The sequence below is a fragment of the Pseudoalteromonas sp. APC 3250 genome, assembly GCF_030407915.1.
Lineage (GTDB): Bacteria > Pseudomonadota > Gammaproteobacteria > Enterobacterales > Alteromonadaceae > Pseudoalteromonas > Pseudoalteromonas tetraodonis.
In genome coordinates, this window is the sequence record NZ_JASDCM010000008.1 from 13,754 (window position 1) to 38,591 (window position 24,838).

Annotated in this window: 21 protein-coding genes and 1 pseudogene; 10 read left to right on the forward strand and 12 right to left on the reverse strand. The window is 37.2% G+C overall.

The window, feature by feature from the left end:
- Genes QL986_RS10275 through QL986_RS10290 form a run of 4 tightly spaced genes read left to right on the forward strand, consistent with a single transcriptional unit; the run spans position 1 to position 4,517 of the window.
- Positions 1-1,893 (forward strand): Mu transposase C-terminal domain-containing protein, encoded by a 1,893-nt coding sequence (locus QL986_RS10275; protein ID WP_290171509.1) that lies wholly within the window; start codon positions 1-3, stop codon positions 1,891-1,893.
- Positions 1,886-2,791: a TniB family NTP-binding protein gene (locus QL986_RS10280; protein ID WP_290171510.1), complete on the forward strand. Its 906-nt coding sequence runs from the start codon at positions 1,886-1,888 to the stop codon at positions 2,789-2,791. The genes QL986_RS10275 and QL986_RS10280 overlap by 8 nt, the downstream gene beginning before the upstream one ends.
- Positions 2,791-3,942 (forward strand): TniQ family protein, encoded by a 1,152-nt coding sequence (locus QL986_RS10285; protein WP_290191509.1) that lies wholly within the window; start codon positions 2,791-2,793, stop codon positions 3,940-3,942. Before QL986_RS10280 ends, QL986_RS10285 begins: the two co-directional genes overlap by 1 nt.
- Positions 3,939-4,517, forward strand: coding sequence for a hypothetical protein (locus QL986_RS10290; RefSeq protein ID WP_290171513.1), 579 nt, complete (start codon positions 3,939-3,941; stop codon positions 4,515-4,517). Before QL986_RS10285 ends, QL986_RS10290 begins: the two co-directional genes overlap by 4 nt.
- Here the strand turns inward: QL986_RS10290 and QL986_RS10295 are convergent.
- Positions 4,484-7,096, reverse strand: a complete 2,613-nt coding sequence (locus tag QL986_RS10295) for a UvrD-helicase domain-containing protein (protein ID WP_290171514.1) — start codon at positions 7,094-7,096, stop codon at positions 4,484-4,486. The genes QL986_RS10290 and QL986_RS10295 overlap by 34 nt on opposite strands.
- The gene (locus QL986_RS10300; protein WP_290191510.1) at positions 7,089-8,645 is read right to left on the reverse strand and encodes a hypothetical protein; all 1,557 of its coding nucleotides are present in this window, start codon (positions 8,643-8,645) and stop codon (positions 7,089-7,091) included. The genes QL986_RS10295 and QL986_RS10300 overlap by 8 nt, the downstream gene beginning before the upstream one ends.
- Before the next feature lie 724 nt (positions 8,646-9,369).
- Here QL986_RS10300 and QL986_RS10305 point away from each other — a divergent pair.
- The 3 genes from QL986_RS10305 (at position 9,370) to QL986_RS10315 (ending at position 12,068) form a co-directional block, all read left to right on the forward strand.
- Entirely contained in the window at positions 9,370-9,915 is a 546-nt protein-coding gene (locus QL986_RS10305) for a TIR domain-containing protein (protein ID WP_290191526.1), read from the forward strand.
- A 58-nt stretch (positions 9,916-9,973) separates the two neighbouring features.
- Complete coding sequence (locus QL986_RS10310) at positions 9,974-10,558, forward strand: toll/interleukin-1 receptor domain-containing protein (RefSeq protein WP_290171519.1); 585 nt, start codon at positions 9,974-9,976, stop codon at positions 10,556-10,558.
- Positions 10,559-10,625: 67 nt separating this feature from the next.
- Entirely contained in the window at positions 10,626-12,068 is a 1,443-nt protein-coding gene (locus QL986_RS10315; protein WP_290191511.1) for an SIR2 family protein, read from the forward strand.
- A gap of 14 nt (positions 12,069-12,082) precedes the next feature.
- On the opposite strand, the gene QL986_RS10320 is transcribed toward QL986_RS10315, so the two are convergent.
- The 5 genes from QL986_RS10320 to QL986_RS10340 form a co-directional block, all read right to left on the reverse strand.
- Positions 12,083-12,538, reverse strand: coding sequence for an antitoxin Xre/MbcA/ParS toxin-binding domain-containing protein (locus tag QL986_RS10320; RefSeq protein ID WP_290171222.1), 456 nt, complete (start codon positions 12,536-12,538; stop codon positions 12,083-12,085).
- A 183-nt stretch (positions 12,539-12,721) separates the two neighbouring features.
- Positions 12,722-14,992 carry a S8 family peptidase gene (locus QL986_RS10325; RefSeq protein ID WP_290191512.1) on the reverse strand — a complete coding sequence of 757 codons (2,271 nt, stop codon included), beginning with the start codon at positions 14,990-14,992 and terminating at the stop codon, positions 12,722-12,724.
- Positions 14,982-16,109, reverse strand: a complete 1,128-nt coding sequence (locus tag QL986_RS10330; protein ID WP_290171226.1) for an ATP-binding protein — start codon at positions 16,107-16,109, stop codon at positions 14,982-14,984. Before QL986_RS10330 ends, QL986_RS10325 begins: the two co-directional genes overlap by 11 nt.
- 558 nt (positions 16,110-16,667) lie before the next feature.
- On the reverse strand, positions 16,668-17,255 hold the full coding sequence (locus QL986_RS10335) for a hypothetical protein (RefSeq protein ID WP_290191513.1): 588 nt from the start codon (positions 17,253-17,255) through the stop codon (positions 16,668-16,670).
- Positions 17,252-17,962: an AHH domain-containing protein gene (locus QL986_RS10340; protein ID WP_290191514.1), complete on the reverse strand. Its 711-nt coding sequence runs from the start codon at positions 17,960-17,962 to the stop codon at positions 17,252-17,254. Before QL986_RS10340 ends, QL986_RS10335 begins: the two co-directional genes overlap by 4 nt.
- A 301-nt stretch (positions 17,963-18,263) precedes the next feature.
- On the opposite strand from QL986_RS10340, the gene QL986_RS10345 reads away from it, so the two are divergent.
- Both QL986_RS10345 and QL986_RS10350 read left to right on the forward strand, forming a co-directional pair.
- Complete coding sequence (locus QL986_RS10345) at positions 18,264-19,175, forward strand: endonuclease (protein ID WP_290171232.1); 912 nt, start codon at positions 18,264-18,266, stop codon at positions 19,173-19,175.
- Between the two features lie 237 nt (positions 19,176-19,412).
- Entirely contained in the window at positions 19,413-19,685 is a 273-nt protein-coding gene (locus tag QL986_RS10350) for a hypothetical protein (RefSeq protein ID WP_290171233.1), read from the forward strand.
- Between the two features lie 330 nt (positions 19,686-20,015).
- On the opposite strand, the gene QL986_RS10355 is transcribed toward QL986_RS10350, so the two are convergent.
- The 4 genes from QL986_RS10355 to QL986_RS10370 are packed head-to-tail and all read right to left on the reverse strand — an operon-like array spanning position 20,016 to position 22,780.
- Positions 20,016-21,143: a hypothetical protein gene (locus QL986_RS10355; RefSeq protein ID WP_290190742.1), complete on the reverse strand. Its 1,128-nt coding sequence runs from the start codon at positions 21,141-21,143 to the stop codon at positions 20,016-20,018.
- The gene (locus tag QL986_RS10360) at positions 21,143-21,739 is read right to left on the reverse strand and encodes a pancortin-3 (RefSeq protein WP_165744475.1); all 597 of its coding nucleotides are present in this window, start codon (positions 21,737-21,739) and stop codon (positions 21,143-21,145) included. Before QL986_RS10360 ends, QL986_RS10355 begins: the two co-directional genes overlap by 1 nt.
- Positions 21,740-21,783: 44 nt before the next feature.
- A complete protein-coding gene (locus QL986_RS10365) occupies positions 21,784-22,398 on the reverse strand; it encodes a hypothetical protein (RefSeq protein WP_165744476.1) in 615 nt (204 codons plus the stop codon).
- Entirely contained in the window at positions 22,382-22,780 is a 399-nt protein-coding gene (locus QL986_RS10370) for a mCpol domain-containing protein (protein ID WP_165744477.1), read from the reverse strand. Before QL986_RS10370 ends, QL986_RS10365 begins: the two co-directional genes overlap by 17 nt.
- A gap of 619 nt (positions 22,781-23,399) precedes the next feature.
- Here QL986_RS10370 and QL986_RS10375 point away from each other — a divergent pair.
- Positions 23,400-24,050: pseudogene (locus tag QL986_RS10375) on the forward strand (ATP-binding protein); the annotation flags it as partial.
- On the opposite strand, the gene QL986_RS10380 reads toward QL986_RS10375, so the two are convergent.
- On the reverse strand, positions 24,047-24,751 hold the full coding sequence (locus QL986_RS10380; RefSeq protein ID WP_013463763.1) for a response regulator transcription factor: 705 nt from the start codon (positions 24,749-24,751) through the stop codon (positions 24,047-24,049). The pseudogene QL986_RS10375 and the gene QL986_RS10380 sit on opposite strands and share 4 nt — an antisense overlap.
- Positions 24,752-24,838: the final 87 nt, after the last annotated feature.

Consider the following 24,838-nt stretch of genomic DNA (forward strand, 5'->3'; position numbering starts at 1 on the left):
ATGCCTAGAAAAGCGAGAAAAGAATTTACCTTGCAGCAAGGAAGCTCCGTTTATCATAATGATACGCACTACATTGTACTGCAAATTACTAATTTAGATTACGTATTAGCAGAAAATTTCCATACAAAGCAAATTGAAAAGCTCAGAATATCAGAGCTGTCTTTATCGCCCCCTTCACCAGAAGATAGACGCGTAAGTGTTATTGATGCTATCGAAGATGATGACTGGAAAGTAGCTCAGCAACGATTGGAAATTATTCAACCTTTGGTACATAAGCATGACCGAACTGTTGAAGAAGTAAAAAGTGTAGCTACAGAGCACGGCTACCATATAAATACAATTTATAAGTGGCTTCGATTATACGAAGCAGATTCATCTTTGATGATACTGTCCCCGAAAACGAGGAGTGACTCCGGTAGTAAAAAACTATCAAGTGAAGTAGAGAAAGTCATTGATGCATGTATTGAAAGCGAATATTTAAATAAGCAAAGGAAGTCAGTTGCAGCGGTACATCGCTTAGTTAAGCTAGAGTGTAGGAAAGCTACATTGACTATTCCTCATGTTAATACGGTAAGAAATCGTATCAAAAGCTTATCTGAGGATTTGAAAATACGTAAGCGCTGTAGTAAAGACCAAATTCATGATGCGCTTCATATGAGTATGGGGGAGTTCCCGCATGCTGATTATCCTTATGCTGTAATTCAAATTGACCACACACCTTTAGATATAATATTGGTAGATGATGTTTATCGATTACCTCTTGAACGTCCTTGGGTAACAATGGCAATAGATGTATACAGCAGGATGGTAGCTGGTTTTTACATCTCTTTTGAAAAACCAAGTGCCTTGGCTGTTGGTATGTGTCTTTCTAATGTGATCTTGCCGAAGGATAAGTTTCTTGCTGAATATGATATAGATGCGTCTTGGCCTTGTTGGGGGGTACCAAGAACAGTCCATGCCGATAATGCAAAAGAGTTTCGTGGAAATATGCTTAAAAAAGCATGCCAAGAATATGCTTTTTCTATTGAATGGCGTCCTGTTGGCAGGCCTCATTTTGGCGGTCATATTGAGCGTCTGCTTGGTACATTTGCTAAGGAGATACACACCTTACCAGGAACAACATTTTCTAACACACAGCAAAGAAGAGGGTATGATTCAGATAAGCAATCAGCCTTAACGTTGAAAGAGTTTGAGCATTGGCTCACTGTTTTAATTACAAAATCTTATCATCACAAATTGCACTCAGGAATTAATACTACTCCATATCAAAAATTTGAAGAAGGTGTTTTAGGTACTAAAAACACGAAAGGTGTTGGTATGCCAAGAAAGATAGATGATGAAGAAACACTTAAGACCAATCTACTTCCTTATGTTGAAAGAACCGTACAAGATTACGGTATTCGTATTGATGATATTTGTTATTACAGTGATGTCCTTCGAGTTTGGATCAATGCAACCGTCGAGGGGCGAAGCAAGTTAAAACGAAAGTTTATTTGCCGTCGAGACCCTCGAGATATCAGTACAATATGGTTTTTTGACCCGCAGTTAAAGTGTTACTTCCCTATTCCATACAGAAACACAGCACATCCATCTATGACCATATGGGAGCTAAGGAAAGTACAGAAAAAATTAAAAGATGATGGGGCTGTTCATGTAAATGAAGAAATGATTTTTAGCGCATTAGAGACTATGAGGGAAATCGAGCAGGAAGCTGTTATTAAAACTAAAAAAAGTAGAAAAGCTGTTCAACGAAGAAAAAATGCTGAGAAAACCGCGATATCTTCACCTGAAGTTTATGAAAAAGCTCCTTTAACTAAAACAGAATTTATAAATGATGAAGATGACGATGATATACAGCCTTTTGATGAAATGTTAGAGGTGCGTCGTGATTGAACATACTAGCAATAATTCGTTTGATCACTTGAACGAAGATGTTCGCACTTTACTTGATAAGAGTAATGAAGAACGTATTGAATATATTTTGTCATCAAGATGGATTGGTTATTCTAAGGCGATTGATATATTGGGTAAACTTGAAGATTTACTCGTTTACCCTAAGAAGCATCGAATGCCATGTATGTTGATAGTAGGGGATAGTAACAGCGGTAAGACAATGATTGCGGAACGCTTTATTGACTTGCACCCAGCATACGAGCGTGAAGATAATGAAGGTATTGTTATACCAGCATTGTTTATTCAGTCCCCGCCTACGCCAAGCGAGTCACGACTGTATAGTAATATTTTATCTAAGCTATTTGCTCCTTTTAGGCCTTCAGACTCAGCAGAAAAAAAACACCATCAAGTAAAAACGATAATGGCTGCCTGTAATGTAAAAATGCTCATTATTGACGAAATTCATTCTTTACTTGCTGGCCCTTTAGATAAACAACGAGTCTTCTTAAGTGTTATTCGTAATTTAAGTAATGAATTAAAGATACCTATAGTTGGTCTAGGAACTAAGGATGCTTTAAGAGCTATTAAAACAGACCCTCAGCTTGATAACCGGTTTAAACCTTCATTATTACCAAGATGGGAAATGGATACCGATTTTCGTCGTTTACTGGCAAGCTTTGAACGTATGCTACCTTTAGCTAATTCGTCAAATCTAAAGAGTAAAGCTATTGCTCAGAAAGTGTATTTTATGAGTGAAGGCTTGCTTGGAGAGGTTTCAGACATACTCACTCAAGCGGCGATTTTTGCAATTAGAAGTGGGCTTGAAAGTATAACGCTAGAATTACTTGAAAAAATCGATTATGAGTCACCTAAAGAACGTAAGAAGAGTAATCGTTAATGACGTCTGCTTTTCCAGTGCATCCACAGCCTTTACCAGATGAGCTATTTTCGTCATGGGTTTATCGTGTTGCCAGAGCAAATGGGCAAAACGTATTTTCTTTTTGCTATTTGCTCATACCTGAAATGAGGAATACCTACTACAACCTCGATTATGTTGTTACAGAGCAGATTCTACAAAAGCTTTCCATGCCGTTACGTGTTACTTATTTTAGATCTAGAGAAACAACACTAGATAGCTATTCGGGTAAACTATTTGCTAGCTCAACTCCTAAAGCGAATCGAAAGGCTTGCATTCTACAAACCGGAAGTCAGAAAAATAATCACAGACGTTATTGTTTACAGTATTGCCCACTGTGCTTAGCGGAAGGTGAACCTTATTACAGGAAAGTTTGGCGAGTTTCATTTATAACGGTGTGCAGTCGTCACGCTTGTCAGTTGTATGATAGGTGCCCTAGATGTTCCAGCCCAATCAGACCACTTTTAAATGATGTAGGGCAGCCTCATAAAATGCCATTCCTAGGAGCTATTACTCAGTGTTTTCATTGTGCTTTTGATTTAAAAAATACCGTTGCATGCGTAGCAAAAGCTGATGTCGTTAAAGATACTATTTTATATGAGCGCATATTACGTGAAGGCTTTATTAAATTAGAAGTTGGATCTAATTGGATATACTCATTTTCGTTTTTTCAAGTGTTGAGACACTTAATGAGGTTAGTTCTCAGGGAGGTCGTGAGGGACCAAGAAAAGGATAATATCCAAGACCCCGATATGCTTCCTCATAACTTGCGTTATCAGTGTATGAGTCTGCTTACAGGTGTTTTTAGTAACTGGCCAAGTCAATTTATGGCTTTTTGTATCAACAACAAATTAATCTACTCAGATTTTACTAATAATACAAATAAGAGACCTCTAATTCCCTATTGGTTAGAAAAAAATATCAGACAAAATTTGTATAGCCCAAATAGTCCTCCAAGTGAGCAGTCCGTTATTGCTGCTATTGATTACTTAATTGCACACGATAAACGGTTGAACGCCTCAGCTCTCAACCGCCTACTAGGCTATGAAGACTCTGGGGTCATTAAAAAAGTTTTAAAGAGCTATCAGAGGAATAAACTATTTCATTTACCATATATGAGGAAACCAGAATGAGTGATTGTGAAGAGGTTTTTGAAAATGATGCGCTATATCTCGAAGAGCGATTAAATTGCGAGTTTGCGTTGCTCCAAGAGTCAGACAGAGCAACGCTAATTGAATATGCCGAACGGTTTATTTATTTGCAGGTAAGAATTGAGCTGTTAACAAACCGACTTTCTAGCAATGATAAATATGTTATCAACGAATATTATAATAACCCTGTTGAAACTCAGGCTAAAGATGAGCCCGAAGAGTTCATAGCTAAACTAGCTGATTTAGTAAAAGTTGCAAAACAGCACTCTGAGCTATTAAGAGCGGATAAGATATCTATGAAAAAATTAGCTCGTGATGATCCTGGCGCATATGCAAAGGCTTTGTCTTATCGACGAATGAGCGCGAAAGAAGGAAAACCATTGGGTAAGTTTACTGAAAATATCTTATCCTCCTATATTTCTGGTGATAACAGAAGATTTGATCAAGATCACACTCAGTGGTTTGTACTTTGTGAATCAGGACAACTTGATAAACAAGATGCTAGAGTCAGTATTCCACTAAGTCAACTTACAATTGATGGCCACTTTTCAAAGTAAGCTCGAGCTAATCCATTATCTTGAAGCCTGTCTATGTACCAATGAACATTATTTTTTGCTCTTGTTATTGCAACGTAGCAAAGGCAGTTAGCTTCGTGATATTGGGCATTTTCAAAAGTGGTGCCTATTTCACACCATTCATACATAGCATTTTTTATTGGATTCCAAGTGTTTGGAGCTATATCCCCTAAGATAAATACAGATCGAGCCTCTAAACCTTTACTGGTGTGTATCGTTAGATCTTTAATTTCTCCTGATTTCTTTAGGGATTGAAACAATGAATCCCACTCTTTATGCCCTGTATCTTTCGCTAAGCTATGTCTTGTAAAAAGAACATACACAGGGTCTTCAGGAGTAGCTTTAACTCGATTGACTTCTCGTTGTAGTTCTTTACACAGCAAGTCGTAATCTAAAGTTTCACTACGACCTTTCGTCGTATATGGTCTTTTTATTGATAGATTGCACTCCATTGAAGCTAAATCTTCTCTGGCTGGAACTACAGAGTCTTCAGAACCAATATTAACTAGTGGTATCTTAGCTAGTTCAATTACCGGTTTTGCGCTTCTATAGTTAGCTTTAAGCGGTAGAATTGAAAAATAATCGGGTACTGGAAAGAAAGTGTCAGGCATTTTTATATATAGATATGAGCTACCTCGCCATACATAGATGGATTGATTGCTGTCTCCAACAAACATAAGAGAGCCTGATTTAGTTTTAGTTGTATATATGGCTTTTAAGTTATTGAGGAACTTTATAATATTAGGAGAAATATCTTGAAACTCATCAATCAAAAGATGCTTACACCATGATAAGCTTTCAGCATTACAAAGTTTTAATGCTGGGTGCTCAGAGTTTTGGAATGTATGAAATATTTGCTCAAATGAAATCAAATTCTCTTTTTCTAAAAGTTTTTCAAGTGCACCGTTAAAGGTTATGCATGCTTCCAAGAATACTTTATCGTGGTTTGGAACATAGCAAAGTAACCTTTCGCTTTCAGCTGAACTAAAGTCTGAAATAGATTTTCCTAACGAATAGATAAAGTCTGATAAAGATTTGAATTGACCATAAACTGGTATAAAGTCTTTTTCATTGGGCTTTTTGGCAAACTCTCCTACACAAGCATAAGAGAACTCTGGAGGGAACTCATCGAATTGTTTTTCACGTTCCAGTAGCCTCATTAAAGCTTCTTCTGAATCAACCCATATGTACTTACTATCTGCTTTATAGTATACAAATAACTTTCTAAAAAACAGCCAGCTAGACAGACTTCTTTTACTATCACAAAAATCATCGTATTTTTTTACCTTATCATAAATATTAATATCGGGACTTAGAAAAACACGAAGTTTTTGTTTTGGTAAATATATGTGATACTTCAAATTTGTGTTTTGCTTAGAATTTCCACAAGACCAATAATCATCTATTGGTGGATAGGTTTGTGCAATAGATCGATGTTTTTCCAAATCTATATTTAACCAATCGTGAAATAACTGTTTAGATAAACTTTTCTCTATTAAAGGGGTTGCCCGATAAAACGGATTTTTCTCTGGTGATTTTTGGTTAAAACACAGTTGTTTAATTGATGCACGGAATAAGTAGTCAATCTTTTGTTTGAATTTAGTGTCTTTGGTATAAAGGTATTCGTATATTCGCTGCATCAAATCTGACATGCGCGGGATTGTCGTGTCTTTTTTATAATTTTCTTTTAGCTCCTTCTCTGATAAGGCCCCTAAGTTCTCAATGTCTACTATTTCACCATCTTTATTTTCAAAAATTGGCGTCCAATTTCCTAAAATAATACGCTTCCCGTCACCAAACTCTTTATTTACTTTATATGCAAGCGCATGAAAGGTCCTTACAACATCACGAGCTTCTTTCTCGCCAAAGCTGGTTGGAACATTCGACAGCAACTGTACATTTTTAACAAGTTTTTCAATAAACTCACTCCGAGCCTCTTTAGTAAAGGTGGTCACTGTAATATTAGAAAAAGGAATATCATTTTCCAAGCGAAGAAAGGCAACCCTTGCAGCCAACATTGTGGATTTTCCAGAACCAGCACCAGCCTGAATACAAGCTGCTGGATTTTCACAAAATAGCATAGCCAATTGTTCATCGTTGGGTCTGATGCCTAAAGTTTGCAGTTTTTCTAGAAATAAAGTCTGTTTGACTTTTGAAAAGCTAAAAAAACCTTTTTGTACAATAGGCTCCCTCAGTGGGAGTTTATCAAAAGGCGAGCGTATATTGCGTTCTTTACAAAATTGAATAATAAACTTGCGATATTGATCATGTAGACCAGTCAACTCTTCCGCATGCAGTTCTTTTTCTACGGAAATAGAGCTTTTTAACTCATTGAACATAATGGTTTTATTTTTATACTCATCTTCTAGAGCGTTTTTTTCTTTTGTGAGCTGGTCTATTTCAGTGGAATTACTTTTTAGAGTGTCGAGCTGACACTTGTTGCTCTTGATTAGCTCGGATATATTGTACTTATTGGCTAACTGTTGGTTTGTGAACCAAAAAACTGTGGCTTTCTTTTTGCTTTTGAGAAATGAAGCGATTTTGTTATAAAGTTTAAGCAAAGCTAAACTCCAAATTTTTTTCTATAATTGCTATTTGTCTATCAGCATAACTACCTTCATATATTGTGTTATTTGAAGGGTGCTTTATGGATAAGCTCTGACTTTGATTGTATGCAGTTATATGCTCCCATGTTCCTCGTGATTCACTGCAACGTTCAAGCAAAGTTGATAACTGATTTTCTGTGTATGAAGGTGCGTAATACGTGGTACTTAATAATAGTGATGTTGTATCTAGCTCAACCCATCCATCATTAACTTTGAAAACTCGTCTTTGTACTTCAATGAGTGTTATTTCATGGCCGGTATAAAGGGTTATTCGTGCAATTAATGCTTGCCTAAGACGATACTTTTCTCGGCCTTCTTGCCTAAATCCTTTATAGTAATTTATATATTGCCAAGTCGACTTTCGTCCTCCCTCAGTGAAAGTAACGGGAAACTGTGAAAATATCGAGTTACAGTCAGTAACTGCTCGATTAATACTTATGTATTCAATGTTTTTGACTCTTGGAAGATTTTCTATTTCATTAACTACTTGCTGAAAAAGGGTAAGGCGGCAAATTTTATGATCAAATATAAACCTGTTCTCTGACTCACTATCCGGCAGCCGAAAATCTACTGGAGCAGAAACTCCTTGGGTATCACCCTCACCAGTGTTACCTCCCTCAAGCCCACCCACAAAAGGTTTATAGGTTGTAGGCGAACTATCGTCTAAGTGAGCTTTTTGTCTTCTCTTGTCGATATACTTATTTGTCAAGTCGTTAAATATCGTACCTGCTCTCCCCTCAACTAAGAGCTCGTCAATATTATTTTTTGGTTCACTACTTGGTCGCATATCAACATCCCCTACCTCAGGCACTTTAGGTTTTGGCCTTCCTTGCAGGTGTGTGTCTTTGTTATTTTCTCCTTGAGTAGATGGGTTTAAAGGGTTTTCATCACCTGGATTATCTCGGAAATATTCAAGAGAACTAAAGGGGTAACTTGCATCACAACTTAAAATATCATAAACAATGAACACTTTTCGACCTGAAGCCAACGGGCACCATTTTCCATAAACGTCAAGAGTGGTTTCACCTTCAAATGGGAACTTTAATTTTGGGCTAACAGGACGGTTGTTTACACACTGGAGTGATAAGTTTTCGCTAAGTCCACGAATAGCTTTTGCCGCCACTTCATCAAATGCCAATCTTGCTACTTCTGGCGCAGCAATATCATGAGTCCACTTTTTTAATAAAATATAAGCATGCCCGTCATTCGTCAAATAAGATTGTGATGGGTCGTATATAGAATCGAATTGTAATCCAAATTTGAACAGTTGCTGAAAGACGTATTGAGATTTCGAAAAATAAGCTTGTAAAAGGATATAATGAGGGAATACTAATATTTTATCTTCATCTAGCTTAACAAATTCACAGTGTACTTTGGTAGCTTTTCCATGATACGGATGATGAGTAAATGGAAGTAAATTATCATCTAGCTTTCCCTTTGCGCCAGCTATCGAGGTGTAAGCCGATTCAGGGGTAATAGTGACCGAACTGAATTTTTCTCGCATTTTTTCTGTGTATTCTAACGGTACTCTTTTTCCATTATGCCAAACATCTCCTAACCTAATAACCCGAAGGTAGCTCACAGGGACTTGAATGACATTTGTTTGTTTTAGGTCCGTAGAGTATTTATAATTCAAGCTACCAGGTGTGGGAAATTCGATGAATGGTGATAAGTATATATCAACCAGTGGCTCACTACGGCGTTTCCCCGAATCATCCTCGTAACTAAGATAGCCAAACCAATCGACTCTCCAATATTTGTCGTCGAAATTTGTTAATGAATTAATACTAAACTCAGAAATAATAATATCCTTAGCTACATAAATTTAATGCGCAAGCCACCAAAACAAAACATTATAGTGATGTAATTCTACATTAATTACTAGTTATTTTATTTTGCTAGTTAAATAGGGTTATTTTCTTGATTGTAGTCTTGGTAGCTAAGGTGAAAAAAGGCTCCATAGATTTTTTCTCGCAAGTAAGCATAACGAAGCTCAAAATTTACGTGTATGTATGGTTTGAGGAACGCCATCCATAATTATCCACGAGTTACTATAATGCGGCGTTCGCTAGCAAATATTATGATTGAAAAAGGTGCTACTTTTGCCCTTGATATATGTTTAAATAATCGCCATATATTAACTTTATATTAAGTTGCGGGTGAGTTCATAACGAATGGGACAGTGTAAAGCTTCAACAAAAAAAGGTCATAAATGCTCTAACTTGGCAATGAATGGAAGCAATTATTGTTACTCACACAAAGAATCACTAGATGCCTCTCCAATCATTAGCTCGGCCATTGGTGGGTTACTCGGTAATATTTTATTTCCTGGGGTTGGAGGCATTATTTTCGGTAGTGCAACAGGAGCATTAATAAACAAAATAGGGGAAAAGAATGTGATTATAAAGAAAAAAGTTTTTGTTAGTTTTGATTTTGATAATGACAAAGCGCTTAAAGGCTTTGTTATAGGTCAATCGAAACTGGAGCAATCACCATTTATGGTTATCGACCATAGTTTAAAAGAAGCGGCGCCAGAGGCAAATTGGAAAGACAAAGCTCGTGCAGCCATCAGAAAATCAGATATCGTTATGGTTATTGTTGGGCCTGAAACCTATAGAGCTCCAGGTGTGCTTGCCGAGATCGCAATGGCAAGACAAGAGGGAAAACCAGTAATTCAACTAATTGGTTACCGTAATGGAGAATATAGAGCTGTTGAAAATGCAGGGAGATTATATCGCTGGACATGGGAAAACTTGAGAAAGTTATTAGCTTAACGAAGTCCATACATCTAATCGGATAATAAACTTATAATAATTAAGGCACATAACATAAATGGCATATTTTACAAAACAAGAAGCAAGAAGGGCTGCTCAAGCTTCTGTAAATCGAAGCAGCAGAGCATTTAATGCTAAAGGCAGATTAACTGAATCATTTGAGTCATCAAGCTCCAACACTCGTTTTGATGTATTCCTTTCTCACTCAATAGATGATGCCGAGTTGGTTCTTGGAGTAAAAGAGTTACTTGAAGAAGAAGGGCTCACTGTTTATGTGGATTGGGATACAGATAAACATCTATCGAGAGATAAGGTAAACAAGGAAACTGCAGAACTTTTACGAGTTAGGTTGCGCCAGTCTAAGAGTCTAATCTATATAGCGACAGATAACTCTTCAAACTCAAAGTGGATGCCGTGGGAGTTAGGTTTTTTTGATGGGTATAGGCCTGATGGTGTAGCGATACTACCATTACTTGATTTTGAGACTGAAACATTTGTAGGGCAAGAGTACCTTTCACTGTACCCTACTGTTACTAAAGGACAATATACTGACGGTTCGAAGGATATTTTTGTAAAAAAATATGGGGCTTGGAAACACCTTAAAGGCTTTGGTCAGGGAAGTATGGATTGGCGAGGGTACTAGAGGGTATAACTTTATGAACACGGCTCAGTTAAAATTATGTCTCATTATAAAAGGAACTTAGAACCCAATGACGTTTAGCAATGAAGTAGAATCATTTATTAAAGATTATGTAAAAAAATTACATGAAGGGACAGCATCAGTATTCGCAGGTGCCGGCCTCTCTATTCCAGCAGGCTTTGTTAATTGGCCTGATTTATTACGAGATATAGCTCATGAGCTAGGGTTAAATATTGATATTGAAACAGATCTCGTATCAATTGCGCAGTATCACGTTAATGAAAATGGGACTCGAGATAGATTAAGTCAAAAAATTGTTGATGAGTTTGTCGAAGATACTGAGGAAACAGAAAACCATCGAATACTGGCTCGTTTACCTATTACGTCTATTTGGACTACTAATTACGACTCTATAATTGAAGATACGTTTATCAAAGAAGGGAAAGTCCCAGATATAAAGCATAGCGCTAAGCAGCTCTTAACGAGTAGAACTAAAAGAGATTTAGTCTTATACAAAATGCATGGCGATGCTTTGCAATCTACGGATGCAATTTTGACAAAGGAGCAATATGAAAAGTATCACCAAACACATGAACCATTTATTAATGCACTAACTGGAGAGCTTACAACGAGAACATTTTTATTTCTTGGTTTTAGTTTTACAGATCCAAATCTAGATTATGTGTTGAGCCGTTTAAATATTAGATTTTCACAAGACAAAAAACAGCATTATTGCATAACAAAAAAACCAACGTTAGGGGATAAAGCCAACCCTGATCAGGCTTCTTATGATTATAACTTAAGAAAACAAGCGCTCATAATAAATGATTTGAAGAGATATGGTATTAAAACCTTACTTGTATCAGACTTCTCTGAAATAACAGATATCCTTGGAGAAATTGAAAGGCGTTTTAAAAAGCGCACAGTCTTTATATCAGGAAGCGCTGAGGTTTATAGTCCTTTCGAACGTCAGGAAGCAATTGATTTTATTCATCAGCTATCAAAGGGATTGATAGAAAGTGACTTGAGAGTTGTTAATGGATTTGGATGGGGTGTTGGTAGCTCTGTCATCAATGGAGCATTAGAAGCTATATATTCTAGGCCTATGAAATATTCAGAGTCGCAACTCGTGCTACGGCCTTTTCCTCAATTTCAAACAGGTAATACAGAGCTAAAGCAATTATGGGAAGATTATAGACAAAAGATGATTTCATTATGCGGTATTTCAATATTTATTTTTGGGAATAAAAAGCAAAATGATGAAATTGTGGAAGCAAATGGAGTAATAAGAGAGTTTGAGATATCACATGAATTAGGAAATATTTGCATACCAATTGCAGCAACTGAATTTGCAGCAAAATCCATTTATGAGCGTATTATGCCTCAACTTGATGAATATTACCCGAAACCGGAGTTAGCTAAAAAATATTTGAATATATTGGCTGATGACAAAATTAAATTGTTAGATAAAGTTCCTAAAGTAATAGAGTTTATAAATAGGTTAAGTAAATAATAATACTTCTATATTTATGCTATAAACCCTTGTTCAAGTCCGCAAATTATCCGTTTAATTAGCTCACGTCCGCGTATAGTGTCAATAACAGATGTGGGCTTGTTATTATGGAACTGAATATGTGGGGTCGTTAACCAATGGTTCCATCTATTAACATCACCAAAGTAGGCAACACCAACCAATGATAGCTTTGCTAGCTCCAACATATTCTGACTTGCCGATAGATTAAAAGGCTTATTGTTCTTTTTATGGCGTTCAATTGTCTTCATGCTAACCCCAGTTGCTTTTGCAAGAAAAGTTAAGTTCCAGCAAAGGCTTTTCCTAAATAGAGTCACGTCACTAAATATTATACCTGCACTAACAACTTTAATTTCATCCAATGGGTTTGAGCTGTAGGTTATTTTCCCACCAGTGACTATTTTTATAAAATCGATATCAACATCATCCCTATTCGTATTGCATTCATTCATAAAAAACGCCCTTTAATAAAATATTGAAGATCATACTGCTTGATGGAGATTGAGTTAACAAAAAAATATTTACTTACTTATTTATTACAGACCATTTTAATATAGGATAGGGAGCTAGGCTAAAAGCCTGCACCCTACTATAAAAGCAAAGCTAATTTGGCGTTAGTGTTTAATATGTTTACACTATGCGTTAATTGTAACGGTAACTGGAACTGTTATAGTAATCGGGTTCAATATCCAGCCATTCGTTTTAAGTAGCCTGACCGTATCATTGTATAAATCCGTTCCTTCATTAATCGATTTTACTGTTACTAACAGTACAGCTTTTTGAGGTGTGATAGGGACTTTTTCCTCGGCTCTAATGGTTGACTCCATTTTTAATTTCCATGCCTGCACACTAGTGCCTTGTGGATATTTCTTTTTGTGGGCTTTAGTCGGTGACCATTTGAATGAGTTTTTTAATTGGTTTATTTCGTAAAGATCTTTCTTATTGCTAGGTAGTGGTGGTACCTTTCCTGAGAATGAAGTTTTAAGTTCGCCAGTAGCTTCATCCAGAATTGTTTTCGTTTCACCCATGGAGACACTGATGTTAACTCGGCTATACTCCGAACCAAAAGATTGATCTAATGGTGGTGAATAAACCAATGTCATTGCAACCTCACCTTTAAACTTACCTTTGTCCTGCACTGAAGAAGGTAAGGGTATAGGGCTTCTGTCAAACTCTACTAATCCATGTCGGACATCTACTTCAAACATCAAGGTAATTTGATTCTCTGAACAATATAGTAAACTATCAATATCTCTCGGCTTTCCAAAGCCTGTTGCGTATTCGTACCCGTTACAGTCTAGTACAGCAGAGTGAATAACAAGGGCTTTTACTTTTTCAGGTGTTGCTCTGATAGTTTTCTCGATCGATTGCCATGCATTTGCTGCGATTGATGAAACTATTGGAGTAGAAAAGCTTGTTCCTACTGATTCATATATTTGGTCTTCTGGGCCACAAGATAAAACGCCAATCTGAGCATAGCCGCCATTTTCTGTGCAGTTTCCGCCAAAGTGAATTACTTCAGGTTTTGGTGTAAACGCTGGCCCAGGTCCAATTCTTGAAAATGGGGAACATTGCCCTTCTTTTGATGCAGACTGAGGATTTTTTTTATGAGCTATTGAACCAACGGTTAGGGCCCTAAGAGAATCGCCTGGAGAAGACACCCTACTTTCACGAGCCTTGTCCTCGTCTGATCTATTTGTGGTAAACGTATTGTGATTTCCTGAAGCAACAACAAAGAGAATGCCGTATTTTTCACTTAAGTCATCAAGAAAGCAGCCAAAATCAGAAAAAGAGTTTAGTTTTGTAGGTTCATTGCGGCCTATCGATAAATTCCATATTTTTATATTTTGAAATTGCTCGACCGCTTCAGAAATCATTTCCATTAAATCATCTTCAGAGGCATTACCACTTGTATCAAAAACCGTAATATCAACTAACTTTGCCTGAGTGTTCGGAAAACCTTCTTCATGGTAATTCAGAGAGCTAGGTGAAGCTATCAGGCCTCCAACCATTGTTCCATGAGAAGTGTTTACTACCTCTTCTGGAACAAATGACTTTCTGCTAATGACCCATTTGTTGATTTGCTTTGATGTACGGCAGATTCCAGAGTCAACTACCGCAACTACAGGATAATCAAAGCCATGAAGAGGATCAGGAAGCATTGAACTATCAAGTGGTCCAACAGGACTTGTTGCAATCTTAAAATCTGAAGGGGAATATGTTGGCATTTCCTCTATTGATCGAACTGCGATATTTTTTGCTAAACTTTGAATAGATAGCTGATTCTGTACTTTAACAGTATGAAAGCTCGTATGTGATGAATACTCTTTGAAAGAAACATCCAAAGTCATCTGTGCTGTAGAGTTATTGAAATATTCTTTTATTCTTTCATTCTGACGCTCTTTTAGATGATCAAATAAATGAACTTTATACTTTTTGGCATTAAAATTGGACACTTCGAAGCTATTTACATGGAGCCGGTCATCACTGGAGAAGACACTAATTTCTTCTATTACGGCGATATCAGGCTGAATAGATTTAGCTGTAGACTGAATTCTCGTTTTTAATTGACTAATACCGTCTTCGTTCGCACTCACAAGTAAAACCCCAAAATCAGCAGTTCCTATTATTGGGCAGGTAGTGTCTTTAAATACTTTGTCTGGTCTGTGAGATTTGGCTAGAGCATTTTCTAGGAGCCTAATTTTTAATACTGCTGGCACATTTGGGGCGGTATTAAAGTGGTTGCGTAATTCAATTGCTGATTGCTCGATATCTGCTTTCAGTTTGTCAACCAGTTCTTTTGTTACCTCCCTAATTGGTTTTGAGTTCGGCTTTGGTGAAGGAACATCCTTAAAATCTTTTTGGGTAACTTTAACAGATTGAATTGGGTTGTTTTTATTGCTCATTTCCATTCCTATTTAGCAAATTAGATATTTTTCCTGTAGACACACCAAATATTTTTGATAGAAGTCTTACTGTAAATAACTCCGAGTTTAACTCTTTTAGAGTAAGCAGCTTTTCTGAGATATCCTTTTCTATCTCTATTACATCAGAATAACGAACCAATGCAATTCTAAATAGTAAGTCTTGTTCCGAAACCTGTTTCTCATCATTTAAAATAGCTTTTCGTTTGGCCGCAGTACAAATTTGGGAAATTAGAGCTCCTGAAAGCCCATTTGAGTGTTCAACAGCTTTTTGAAACTTCGCAGGTGCAAATTTAGATAATTCACTACGGAAAATCTTTTCTCTTGCTATGGATGTTGGGGGGTTAAGTCGAACCCGAAGCTCAAACCTTCTCCAAACAGCAGGATCTAATAATTGCTCATGATTTGTTGCAGCAATGATTAAAGTGTCTTTGGGAAGTGCATCAATATTTTGGAGTAAACTAACAACGACACGCTTCAATTCACCTAATTCATGTTGATCGTCTCTGGCTTTTGCTAATGCATCGAATTCGTCAAGAAATAAAACACAAGGTCGTTGAGAAGCAAAGTCAAATAGCGACCTTATGTTTTTTGAAGTCGAGCCTAAAAGTGAGGAGACTAAGGAGTCGCAGCGAGCAGTGAATAACGGTAGCCCAAGTTGAGCTGCTACATTATTTGCAAGTAATGTTTTTCCGCAACCAGGAGGGCCATATAGTAATAAGGATGGTGCACTACTCAATCCTGCATCAGCCAGTTTCTCAGCTTTAAGTGAAAACGAGATAAATTCTTCAATTTGTATTTTTGTTACAGAGTCAAGGATAGCGGAATCAGTATTGCCTAATTCTGGATAAGTGATGTCAGCTAGTGACATGTGACTATCTTGATCAACAGGAGAACGTAATTGATTTGAAATAGATGCTAAGTTGTAGCCTGATGCCAACAAACTACTAGAGATTGTATCACGTAATCTTTTTGCAGCTTTATGTTCACCATCAACCTCTAATTTATCAGCAAGAAACTCTGTGTAAGCTTTTACTTGATTAATTTTCCCAAGTACTCCCCCCTCAATTATTTTTGTTACCTCACGCGCATGTTTCATTATATTCGCCTTTTTATGAACGCTTCATGTTTATATTTGAACAAAATAGCATATATGCTCGTTAAATTCACTATTTTGTGAACGGCCTTGTGCTATGTGGTGAAGTGTATTAATTGATTCGGCCCGAGCTCATTTATGACTCAATTTGTTTCAGTCGAATCGCACTTTATGGCGTAACGAGTGAAGATAGTTATATAAATTATTCAGAAGTTGATATGTTTAGCGAACAAGAGCCGCCTACAGTGCAGGCTGTATTTAAAGAGGGAAGCCATAAGTTATTTATACAGGTTATAGCAGTAGCTGATGGGATTTTAGATACTACAGTGTGGTTATTATTATTTAGCATAAGCAAAGTAGTTAAGTGAAAGACCGATATTAATTTCAATGCAAAAAAGTAAAGAGGGCTTTCATATTATTGTTTTGCTTACGCTAAATAGTCTTGCTAAAGCCCACAAATAAGGTATTTAATCAGCTCACGTCTGGGCATAATGTTAATGATAGATTGCATTAGGTAACTTGACTTCAATAAAGGTAGCGGTCTCCGATTAAAGTGCTTTCTTAAAAGCAGCTCAATAAGTCTTTATTAAAGTTAATGCCACTAAGATTGTTATCTGTAATTAACTTTTTAAAATCATCAGTACAATAAATAGAAAGGCCTCCTTGCAATTTTGACTTGAAAAGCAACTTATCTTGTATTTGATTAGTATCAAATACTAACGTTTTGAGGCCATCCTCATAACCATCAAGATATGCTTTCTCTGTCAATGTTAAATCTTCAGATACAAAATTGAGTGTGTTAAATAAGAACATTTCTTCACTGTCAGTTTTTAAGGGAACGAACTCACCACAATTTATGATAGCTTCATTAAGACATTCATACGCTCGTCGATTAAGCACTAAAAAGGAGCCATATAGATTTACATCATAATTTTGTTTTTTTGCTCGTGGCTCATGCTTGCATTCAAACCCATCTGCAGATAATTCAAGTAAGGTTTTTTCCCCTCTTGGAATATCATCCATGACTACTTCAAGTATTTCATCAAACGACTGGCCAGTCTTATCAATAATTTGATTTGTCATCTCGACAATATCGAGGTCAATTACATCACATGTTTCTGTGGGTTTTCTCAGTAAGTACGTATTCATATACCTTTCCATAGTTCATCTTTTTCTTCGAAAATTTTGCTAGGTAACGTCCCTGCTTTAATCATTGTTTTCACATTGCGTAGTTTATTAACAAACAGCCCTTTGTCTTTTGTCATGCTTCCACCTAAACTTTCACCAATCCATGTTTCGTAATTATACCTATGCAACTTTCGGTGTGGAGGTGATTCTTTAGTGGCCCAGTCATTCTCTTTATGTCTCACAAAATTAATTAACCAAATGCCATTATGAGGGTCGTTAATACCAATACCAACCATGTGCAAATTTAATCTTGCTCGTAATACAGCCTGTTTGTTATCACGCCCTGTACCAGGAATAATATGGTGTGCCTCATGATATTTCGTCGGTTTTGGTTCACCAACAGCAAAAAGAAATCGGGCTAAATTATTGGTGGTATTGGTTGTATGATGAGTTTCTTCAAGTAAAGCTTTACGTGACGAATGGCTTCTAGTAGCGCGATACGACTCAAGAGCAGACTGAGCAATCGATACAGATTCAATCCTCTTTTTTTCTATTTGTAAATGGTCATAATCTAAAGCTAGCTTTTTTAATTTTTCGGCGCTTGGGTTTTTTTTGATGCTTTCATCGTGATAACTTTTAGCTTTGAGTTCAAAGTTATAAATTGCCATATCTAGTGGAGTTGGATTTGCAGGCCTATCTGGTTTTGGGTATTCCCTTAATGTTTTCATACTTAATATAATCCTTTATTAATGTGACCCCAAAATTAGTGCATACTCATGACAAATGCAAGAAATTCAGCTTTAAAACAGCTGTGACAATTATTGATTTGTATACTCTATAATACCCTCAATGATCATCACGCTAGTACACATTAGCTGCCAGCTCAAGCACACAAAGACATCAGTTAATATACTTAGCTAGATGATCCGTAGACTCAGCTCTATCGGCTAGCTTTTATAATTAACTTATACTAACTTAATGATTGAAAATGTTTTAGGAACTACATCGTTAACTTTCAGGGAAGTCATTATGGTATATAAATTCGTACTGTTTGTTTTGATCATAGCTCCTTTTTCAGCTCAACCTCATAGTGGCAGAACTAACGCCGAAGGTTGTCATACTGATAAAATGAATAATGATTACCATTGCCATAATGAAGTAGGCGAAAGCGTTCCTACTAGAACACATCTCCCTCCTTTACCTGAAAACTATGCAACTAGTTTTAGTAACGCAAAATCCAAAGCCGAAAGAGAAGTTTATTACGACTATAATGCAACTTTTTATTGTCAGTGTGACTTTGTTTTTGACGATATAGATGATGCTGACAATGATGGAAATACCCATGAAACAATGATTGATGCATTGTCGTGTGGCTACACTCCCCGCAATCCAGTTACTAGTACTGGTAAACCAAATGCTCGTGTATCAAGAGTCGAATGGGAGCATATTATGCCGGCTTACATAATTGGTGGCGAGTTAGAACAATGGCAGAACCAAGAAAACTACTCAGAATGTCAAAAGCCCAATGGTAAATACTTAACAGGCCGTGATTGCGCATATGAAACAGTGCCTACTTTTCGTCGTGCTCATGATGATTTGGTTAATTTAGCGCCAGCCGTTGGAGAATTAAATGCAGATCGTTCAAACTTTCAGTTTTCCATAATTACCGGTGAGACTCGTAATTATGGCCAATGTGACTTTGAAGTGGATTTTAATTCTGATACAGCGGAACCAGCAGAAAAGGTGCGAGGAGACATAGCTCGCGTATATTTGTATATGATTCAGATGTATGGTGTATCGTTAAATAATAACGTTATACAGATTATCCAAGAGTGGAATGAAAGTGATCCTGTCGATGAATGGGAGTGTAAGCGAAACGTGCGGATAAAAAAATCTCAAGGGTATAGTAATTCAATAGTCGAAAAACTATGCAGAAAATGAAACTCATGAATGGATGGTTAGAGCAGTTGGTAAATATGTCGTAGCTCCGAAGCAGAGAACCTTATAAGTGCCACAGTAAGTATGCTTGAAAGGATAAAATCGGAGCAGAATGTTTAGATGAAATGCTGCTATTTTTAAGCAATAAAGAAAGCACCAAAAGAAGTTGTTATTTTAGATAAGTAATAATACTTACAACTAATAAAATGTTTTTAATGTATTTTATATTGAGGAGTTTCTATGGCAGTTTTTTGTGTAACTTATGATTTAAATAAATCTGGGCAAAACTACAGTGCGCTATACGATGAGATAAAGTTGTCATCGGGCTGGTGTCATGCACTTGATTCGGTTTGGTTAATATCTACAACAGAAAATGCGAAGCAATTATCGGACAGGCTCAGAAAAAAGATAGATGATAATGATGACTTGTTAGTAATAAAAGTAACTCGTGATTACGCAGGGTGGTTAGATAAAGCTACATGGGATTGGATCAACAAGCATGTTACTAACTAAAGTTGGGTTTAATCATTGGTAATTTCTCAAAAAAGTATAAACAATGGAGTGATAAACGTCGGAGGTCATTAAAGTTTAAAACTTTTTTACTTCCGAAGTTCGTTTATATTGTGGCTACCAGAGGTCAAATATGACAATAAAAATTGAAACTTAGGCGCTATAAAAATGGCTATTCAAATAAAGTAGACAACAAAGTTCGAAACTCACTTTTGGACAAAAATGTTTTAGGTCGTCGGCTGTATTAGGTGAATTTCTATGGGCTAACGCCTGCATTTGCGGCTGGTTTGGATCGCAGCGGAAAACCAGTCCGACAACATGCGTTTGTTAGGGCTAAAATACAGACTTATTGAGGATGACATTTGCATCATATCTCTGGCTATAAGGCTTGAGCTCCTCATAAATCGCTTTAGCTAAGTCTGAAATTTCATTTGTAAGAATTTCTAAAGCTTCAGTCTTACTTTCTTCATTAAATATCTTTCGGCTACCATCAGGAACATCGAGAGTATCACGATAAGTTTTTGCAGAATTAAGAAAGGCTAAATGTGCACGAGCTTTCTCCACAAGTGCCAACTTCATGTAGCTAGGTACATCTAAATCTGTATTCATATGAAATGCGATTGCAGCCAAATCATAGCTACTCAAATTTTTCGCAGTTCTCTTCTTGTAGTCAGGCATATCAGCAATCATGTTCTTCAATAGTCGGATTACAGATTTCAGATTTCCTGAGTACAATGAATCTCTATCATTTATCATTTTGATATGGGTAAATGGATAGTTAAGATGAAATTCATGATCTGCTTTATGATATATTTTAATACCTCGGTCACTTTCTAGACCTGAACGCTGGTATCTTATTGTGTCAAACCAAATGGCTGGAACAATATCAACTTTTCGTCTCAAGCTTCCACCTTCCAAAGCAATTGACTTGTTTCCCGAACTATCAACTTCTGCCTTGGGGAAGCTAATAGGCAGAATACGTTCTGATTTTTCCCTCACATCCTTAGCAATATTAATCAAACCTCTAGTGTCTGTTGCGGGAGAGTATCCATTTGGATTTACTGTAGGAAGTTCAATATTTACAGGGTTAGTAACAATGATAAGCATATCAACATCAGAATGCCCTTTGATGTGAATATCTAAAGCCACTGAGCCTTGAAGCCGCTTGGTGACAGATTCACCACTATTTTGCAAACTCTTAATAAGACTATCAGCTACTCGATTACCCTCATCAATAGATACATTTGTAGATGCTGGTTCCACAGCGGACATTGCGCCTATCGCGTATTTGACACCAGCGACTTCATTCAGGTTTTCAAATGATTCTGATTTCCTGACATCAACCCCACGCTGTATTGCATTATTGGCAGAAAAAGACTCCATAGAATCATAAATAGCTCGTTCACGAGTTCCTTGTCTGCGCTCTTTAAGCGATTTCAACCGTTTTTCAAAGTCAATCATTATTGAATCCTTTTTAAACTCATAACACCAAATGTCTTTCTTCCTGCACTATTGAAATAGGAGGCTTTACCAACCGTTAGTTCTTTATTAAACTCAACTTCGCAGTAACCTTTATGAGAATTCAACTCATGGCTCTGCTCTATTTCTGGCTCATTTTTGTAACTGTATGAAAGAAGCCAGCCACCTGTTGGACCGAACCGCTTAGAAAGCGTCGCAGTATAACTTTCGCTTTGACTGTTTTTTGTTTTTAGGTGTACTTGGATATTTTTCCAAGTTTGCTCAATTCCAATAGAACCTTCCCAATCGAATTTAGTAGTCCCATCATCATTTAGCGTTTGCCCCTTAAGTTCCCATTCCCCATTTAAGTTTGGAACTTCAAAAAATGAAATTTTCCATACCCATTTATTGAATATCCAATGGAGTAAAAAATATACTACGCCTGTGGTAATTGTTGCTTTTGTAAATGCCTCAATACCACTTAGATTACTAGCAATAGCCAATAGCTGAGCGACTCCACCTGAGAGGGCAATAGATATAAACCCCAACCACCTTCCAATAGTAGATCTATCATGTCCAAATACAGCATAATCATGCATAGCTTTCTCCGTGATTTAACCGTAGCAGCGCCTTGTTAGGCTTTTTAGTAAAATGAAACGTCATTATTTGAATCCTTGCTAATCTGAGTTAGCCGAACCCTGCCAATTGTTTTTCGATCAGTGTAATAGTGACCAGAAAGTTCATACATTTTTCCTTTCCCCGAGTCTATAGTCCTTATATCAAATAATGTAGAGCCATTATAAGAAGGCCATCCTGGTGTTTTTGGAGTTGAACGATAGACGTAATATAGCTTCTTTTGTCCCTGCTCAATTGTTGGCGTTGTTTCCAGGGTTATTGATTTAGTCGTTTCGCCATGCATGTCAATTTGAGTTGCAAGTAACGATTGTCGAATCACAGCTTTAGCCGAAATTTTTTTACCATCTTCTAAAGTGATTTCGCCTTCCCATGTTCCATTTAGATCAGGAAACATTGATTTATCAAACCAAGCTAAAACAGCCCATATCTTCCGAGATATAAAGGAAGTCAATAGTAATAGAATTAATAAGGTACTTACTATTGAAGATATCGTAATAACCTTAAATAGCGATATATCAGGTAGCCAGTATGTTTGTACAAGGGCGTAAATACCCATACTGATGACAACGGTAGCAAGAGCAATGTACTTTAAAAGTAGGTCAAACTTAACGATCCTGAACAATTTGGCAATCCTTGCTGTAATCATCTAATGTTGAATACTCATGAAGGCAATTTTTCCCATTGCTCTTAGCTGAAATTAAAGCAATATAGGATTCACGAATACTTGACCCAGACCCTGCGGAAAAAGTAACTCCATTTGGAGATATTTTCCTTATTTCGGAGAATATAGATTTCATGTCAATATCTTGTTTCGTAGACGCCGCGACTCCATCGGCAGCGCAAAAAATGATGTCAAATCCATGTTCCTGAAGCTTAACTGATATTGCCTTTGTAGAAGCCCTAATAGAGCTGCTTAACTCCTCAAGCCCGTTGCAGTCATTACTCAAATAATATGATGTAATCTTTCTACCTACATCATCACCATCAATAGAAATATATTTCAACTAGAACCTCGGTTGTAAATAGAGTTGGAGCCTAACATTTTAGTATTTATGCGACACGCAGTATGTGCTGCATAATCGCTTGTTGGACTGAGGCGCTACCTTCTCGGTGTGTCAGAGTTGGTGTTGTTTATGCTATGGGAATTTGCTTTTTAGAGACATTAGCCAAATCATTTGGTTTGAACAGCGAATCTATTATTAATGAAGCTTTCCCTGCATTGCTCAGCGCTTATTATGTATTCATTACACCTAAATTTGCCTTAATAAGCAATTATATTTTTTACGCGCACAGAGGCCGCTAGCCTGAGCAACTAAGCAGGTTAACGAATTGATTTTAGGCAGCTCTCTTGTTCTGCTTTGGGTAACTGCCGTAGTTCGTTCAAATTCGACTCTAGAGCATTTGCGTTAAGTGGTTTTGGGGCAAAACCTTGTTAGAGAAAAGGCAAACTACGCAAAAATTAATGTCACAGCTTTAAACTTTAGTGTCATAGTTCTAATCTTTAATGTCCACCGACAATAGACTAGTTGTAGTCACAACTGTTTACCAATAACTCCATTACACTATTTCGATGTAATTACAGTAAATCCTTATGCATTACAATTTAACGATGTAATTGACACTAAACCCGGTGAAATATCGTTAGCGCACAATGGCGTATTATTTTTAGATGAGCTGCCTGAATTTGAGCGCAAAGTACTGGACTCGTTACGAGAACCAATGGAAACCGGAACCGTGACGATTTCGCGCGCGGCAAGACAAATGGAATTTCCGGCACAGTTTCAGCTTATTGCAGCACTTAATCCCAGCCCGACAGGGTGCCATCATGATAAACGGGCGACCCCTGATCAAGTGATGCGTTATTTATCGCGGGTATCGGGACCGTTTATCGATAGAATTGATTTGCAAATTGAGCTCCCTAGACTAAGCAGCGTGGAGCTACAAAGTACGACTGCAGAAGAAACCAGTGCTGAAGTGAGAGCGCGAGTAGAAGCGGCTTATGCAATACAATTAAAACGCCAAGGTAAAGTGAATGCGCGGCTAAATAACAAAGAAATGAGCTTATACTGCGAGTTACCCGCTGCGGAGCTACAGTTTTTAGCTAGAGCCAGTGAAAAACTGGCGTTATCGCCGCGCTCTTATCATAGAGTGATAAAAGTAGCGCGTACCATTAGTGATTTAAAAGGCGCGCCACAAATTAGTTTAAATGAGCTTAAAGAAGCGCTTAATTATCGGGCATTTGAGCGTTTATTATCGCAGTTAACCCAATACTAAATAGATAGCATATAGCCTTTACCACGCACGGTGACGATGCGTTTTTGATCTTTCTCATCGTTAAGCTTTTTACGTAAACGACCCACTAACACGTCTACGGTACGATCGTTGGGGCTCCAATCAGGCTGGCCAATTTCTTCTGATATTTTTTCACGTGAAGTGGCTTTACCGGCATTGCCGATTAAACAAATAAGCACTTTATGCTCTGCTTCGGTGAGCCGTGATTCAATCCCACTGGCTGTAATGAGTGTGCGGTTATCTGGATGGAGTTTAAAATCAGCGTATTCGATAAACTCTTCACTGTCATCGTCGTGTTGATTGTTTGCAATACGTTTGTATAAAGCGCGCATTCTCAACTCAAGCTCGAGTAAATCGACAGGCTTGCAAATATAGTCATCGGCACCTTGAGCAAGACCAGCAATACGATCAGCTTGTGAGTCACGGCTCGATAACAAAATAACACCAATATCGGTGAGCGTATTTAACTCTTTGGCAAGTTGTAAACCATTACGCTTTGGCAGCACAATATCAATAATTGCCAAGGAAATAGCACTGCGCTGATTTACACGGCTTTTAACCATGCTTAAAGCATCGGCACCCGTTGCGTCAACGTCAATAGAGAACTCGGTATTTATAAAATGATTTTGGATGCGCTTTACTAGCAGCTCGTCATCTTCAACCAATAAAACATTAATTGCCATAGTCTGTTATTTTTTTAATAGTAGCCTTGCATGTTAGCATTATTCGTTACATGCATAACACAGAGTTTAATTTTTTTCGGTAACTTT